The organism is Spirosoma terrae (assembly GCF_010435915.1).
GTDB lineage: Bacteria > Bacteroidota > Bacteroidia > Cytophagales > Spirosomataceae > Spirosoma > Spirosoma terrae.
Genome location: NZ_JAAFZH010000033.1, coordinates 1 through 4,093 on the forward strand (window position 1 = coordinate 1; position 4,093 = coordinate 4,093).

The window sequence follows — 4,093 nt, forward strand, 5'->3', positions numbered from 1 at the left end:
GGTACGTTAGTAATTATTCCAATTATAGGAGGCTTTTTGCGCCATCAACGAGTAAATTGACCCTATCATTTCAATACACCATGGCCTATCGGTTGGTTAATTCAGTCAAACGAACTAATTATCACACTGACATCGTTAGCCGCCAGGTTTTGATGACTAAATCGGAGACTGGTCGTTTCTTCACTATTGTTGAGAGATGCCATTCGATTAAGCTTTAGTGAGATCGAACTATCGCCATAGTAATGACCAGCATATTGGTAGAATGACAAAACGATTGGTTAAAAAAAGTAATCCGCATATTGTTTACTGCAAAAGCCCCTCAAGCACGCTGTTAGGGATTGGTTGAGAAAGCATCAACTTGCGACTTGGATGGAGTGATAACCGGCCCATCCAAACGCGAATGTTGCTAACAGATCATAGATAACGTACTGAAGAAACTCCTTTAACCCTTTTTCGCTTTGAGGGATACAGTCAGCGTCATCATCGCTGTGTCATTGCGAGCGTATTTCAGCAGCACGGGCTGTCCCGCCACTTTGGCGGGCTTCGTAGCTTGCTTTCTGAACGTTTTTGTTTTTCTTGTCTTGACGTGCCCTGAAATCGAGTTTAGGGTAGAACACAATTGGTACTGAAACGCTTTATTTATTTTCAATCATACTTGTCAACGTACCCTAAAAAAACAAACTGATGGTTCTTGTGCCCCTTGTCTTGATGGGTAGGACTATGGCCGCTGCTAACTAACATCCTCGCCTTGCAATCATTTTTCGAATTGCATTGTTGACACGGTAACAGCCTTGCTGCGTGCGTGCTTACCGGCAGTCAAATGTCGTCATTGAAAATGATTGACTCCTCAGACAGGCTTTGGTCCAAGCCGCAATTAATGGAGCATCTGGAGCAGGTAGCCCTTCTGTTCGAATCCAAGATTTTCCAGTCTTCCGGTCCCATTACCTTGCAAAGCCAGCTCATCTGGATCGAGCTGATTCGAGGGGTTAGTGATTTGGTTCAGCAATCAGCCCTGGCTGGCAAGCGCATTTGTTTTACCGATGAGGTGAGCCCCCTGGATCAACACCAGGACATCACCGATCTGCTGGATGCGATGCGGCAGTCTGCCCACATCGTAGGGCCGCTCTCACCGGCTCAAGAGCAATTTACCTTTATCTCACCAGCTTTAAATCAGGTCAACGGAATTGGCTGGGGCCATTTTGCCAATGGTTTATTTTTCGCCTGTCCCCACCCAAACGAACGAGCTTTTTTCATAGGTCGAGATCGAGTTTATTTCTATCGCCATCTAATGCGCGCCTATCTGGAGGCCGGAAACCACCTGCTTTTAGTGACGATGTCAACCTAATCCCGCCCAAAGACAACTGGACTACTCTAAACGCAACTAGCTGAACGGGTAGAAACAAAGCTTCAACTAAAGCCCTACTCAAACTCTTAATCCTAGCCCTTTCATGGATGAGTTAAGCAATGAATTCAAAGCCCAATTTGAAAAGTATATCTTTTCAGTCATAAATTCCGTGATTGCTTCAGCTTCTCCCGAACTGCAAACCAAACTCATTAACCTCTTTAATAAGGTCAATGAGCGGAAGCAGGAGCAGGTTTCCTTACCCGATACGCCATCGCCTGAGCCATCAACAGAATGGCACCAAATACTGGCGAGACCAGTTGATTATCGGTCAATGGAAAGACAGCGGCTCATTATCTTAAACAAACAACAAATTGTTCAAATGAAGGCTCATATTTTCCGGCTTGAGTCGGCTATTGACCAAGTGGAGAAACGAGCGGCACAGAATCAAGCTAGATTTAGCTCAGAGATAACCCGGTTTCGAATACGAGCTATGGAGCAACATATACTCACTCAGATGAAAGAGCGTTTGGTCACAACTAACCAGAATTTGACTTGGAATGAGAACTTGTTGATTCGCCTACATCACCCAAACAAGTAAACTTCTGATCTCCATTTATAAGTAACAGATACTAGCCCATGTATATGACTTAGCTGCCGGCAACTCCTCCCACCTCGTCGTAAAGCGATAATTAAACTGTCCTGGGTCTATGAATTGATGGGTCAGACAATTGATTTCAAGTTGGAGTATTTTATGAGATTGAAACTTGTAGAATACCTGTCTGACACTTTAATTTCTGTCAACTCATTACAGTAGCATACGCCAGTCTCGTTACTAGTGATGACCGTGGACAAGATTAAATAAACATACCTGATCTTAACAAAGCTAGCGGAACGGGTAGATCAAAAGATCCACGCACTGGATAACTCAGCCTCCTACTCCTAAAACAAACTCTCTTCGACGACATGAGTTGCAGAGGCTTATTCGTCTGCGGCTGATTGAGAAGCATCGAGCCGTGCCATTTCTAAATCGATCCGTCGTTCCGCCGTCCGGAGCACTTCGTCCGTGAAGCGGTTTTGGGTCGCTAGTTCCAATAGAAGCGCCTGCTGGTACTGGCCCAGGGTTCGCTCGGCGACCCGCTGCTCATTCACCAGTGCATGATCGGTCACCAGTTCTGGCACCGAATCAGTCTGATACAATGTTGCACCGAGTTCATTCACTAAGCCCCGGTATCGCTGGATAAGTACTTGCTTAAGCGGCTCCGATAAGCTGACCGGAAAGCCGTTTTCCAGGTAGGCAAGCGAACGAGTAGCTAACAGAAATTCAAGCGCCTGATCCGCCCGCTTCAGCTCGCTATTGGGTTTTATTCCCAACAGTCGAATTAAGAGCGGTAAGGTCATTCCCTGCAACACTAGGGTAACCATTATAACGACAAACGATAAAAATAAAATCAGCGGGCGTTGAGGAAACAACTGACCGGTTGTCAGAGTAAGGGGAAGGGCCAGGGCGGTTGCCAGAGAAATAACCCCCCTCGTTCCCGTCCAGGCTACAATCAACAGGTTTCGCCAATCCACCTGGCTGGGTTGCTCGTCGGTATCCGAACCTGTTGGACTCGACCACCCCAGCAGATGTGGATAGTAGGCACTAACAAATACCCACAAAATGCGAATGAGGACGGTGACACCACTGATTACAACGCTATACAACACCAGCTCGTCTCGGGTGTACCCGTTCAGGTCCGCCATGATGGCCGGTAACTGCAGGCCAATCAGAATAAAGATGATTCCTTCTAGCAAAAAAATGAGGGTATCCCATATCGCCCTGGATTCCAGGCGGGCCTGGGGTGAAAACACTTCCGGTGCCCGGCGGGTAATCAGTAATCCGGCTGCGACGACGGCCAGAATGCCCGACATATGTACATGTTCAGCGGCTAAATAGGCAATATAAGGAGCCAGCAGAATCAGACTGGTTTGCGCGGTGGCGCTATTGATCTGATTGAGCAGAGTGGTCAATAGCCAGCCGAGTCCACCACCGATCAACAGACCGCCCCCCGCGACTATCAGAAATTGCAGGCTGGCTTCCAGCAACACGAAATGCCCCGTCATGACGGTGGCTAAAGCATACCGGTAGGCAATGAGCGCAGACGCATCATTGAGCAGACTTTCGCCTTCCAGAATGGCAATGACCCGTTTGTTCAGACCTAGTCCCTTAATGATGCTGCCCGCTGCGACAGCGTCAGGAGGTGAGACGATGGCACCCAGTACGAAAGCCATTGGCCAACTAAAGTGGGGAATGACGGAGTAAGCCGCAATCGCCACGGCACTGGTAGTAAAAAAGACCAGCGTAACGGCTAGGGTGGAAATGGTTCGAATGGACCGGGTAAATTCCTGCCAGACTGTTTTGGAGGCTGCATCGTAAAGCAGCGGAGGAAGGAAAATTATTAGGGCGACGTTGGGGTCCAAGGCCAGACTAGGTAAAAACGGCGTGAAACCGATCAAAAGACCTGCGACTACCAGCAAGACAGGATAAGGAAGCTTGATTTTATCCGCTATGGCAGAGAGGCCAATAAGAATGGCGAGAATAAAAATAACCGTTTCAAAGTGGATCATACGATGCGAGTTTGTTTGAAGGCAACGAATGACCCACTACGTTCCAACGTGTAGAATGGCTGAGCGAGTTCAACCTTAACGACTGTTAATTCTAATCTGCAGTATGCGGCCTTGTTTAATTGAAATAGCTACTGGCGTATT

Annotated in this window: 3 protein-coding genes; 2 read left to right on the forward strand and 1 reads right to left on the reverse strand. The window is 47.5% G+C overall.

Going from position 1 to position 4,093, the window contains the following annotated elements; genetic code table 11:
• Positions 1 to 835: 835 nt before the first annotated feature.
• A complete protein-coding gene (locus GK108_RS30815) occupies positions 836 to 1,345 on the forward strand; it encodes a hypothetical protein (RefSeq protein WP_163955451.1) in 510 nt (169 codons plus the stop codon).
• Positions 1,346 to 1,448: 103 nt separating this feature from the next.
• Positions 1,449 to 1,943 (forward strand): hypothetical protein, encoded by a 495-nt coding sequence (locus GK108_RS30820; protein WP_163955452.1) that lies wholly within the window; start codon positions 1,449 to 1,451, stop codon positions 1,941 to 1,943.
• A gap of 380 nt (positions 1,944 to 2,323) precedes the next feature.
• On the opposite strand, the gene GK108_RS30825 is transcribed toward GK108_RS30820, so the two are convergent.
• The gene (locus tag GK108_RS30825) at positions 2,324 to 3,952 is read right to left on the reverse strand and encodes a Na+/H+ antiporter (RefSeq protein WP_163955453.1); all 1,629 of its coding nucleotides are present in this window, start codon (positions 3,950 to 3,952) and stop codon (positions 2,324 to 2,326) included.
• Between the last annotated feature and the right edge of the window lie 141 nt (positions 3,953 to 4,093).

Excerpts from the sequence above, each read along its gene's own strand:
- GK108_RS30820 (WP_163955452.1), top strand. The coding sequence starts at position 1,449 with ATGGATGAGTTAAGCAATGAATTCAAAGCCCAATTTGAAAAGTATATC.
- GK108_RS30825 (WP_163955453.1), bottom strand. The coding sequence starts at position 3,952 with ATGATCCACTTTGAAACGGTTATTTTTATTCTCGCCATTCTTATTGGC.
- GK108_RS30815 (WP_163955451.1), top strand. The coding sequence starts at position 836 with ATGATTGACTCCTCAGACAGGCTTTGGTCCAAGCCGCAATTAATGGAG.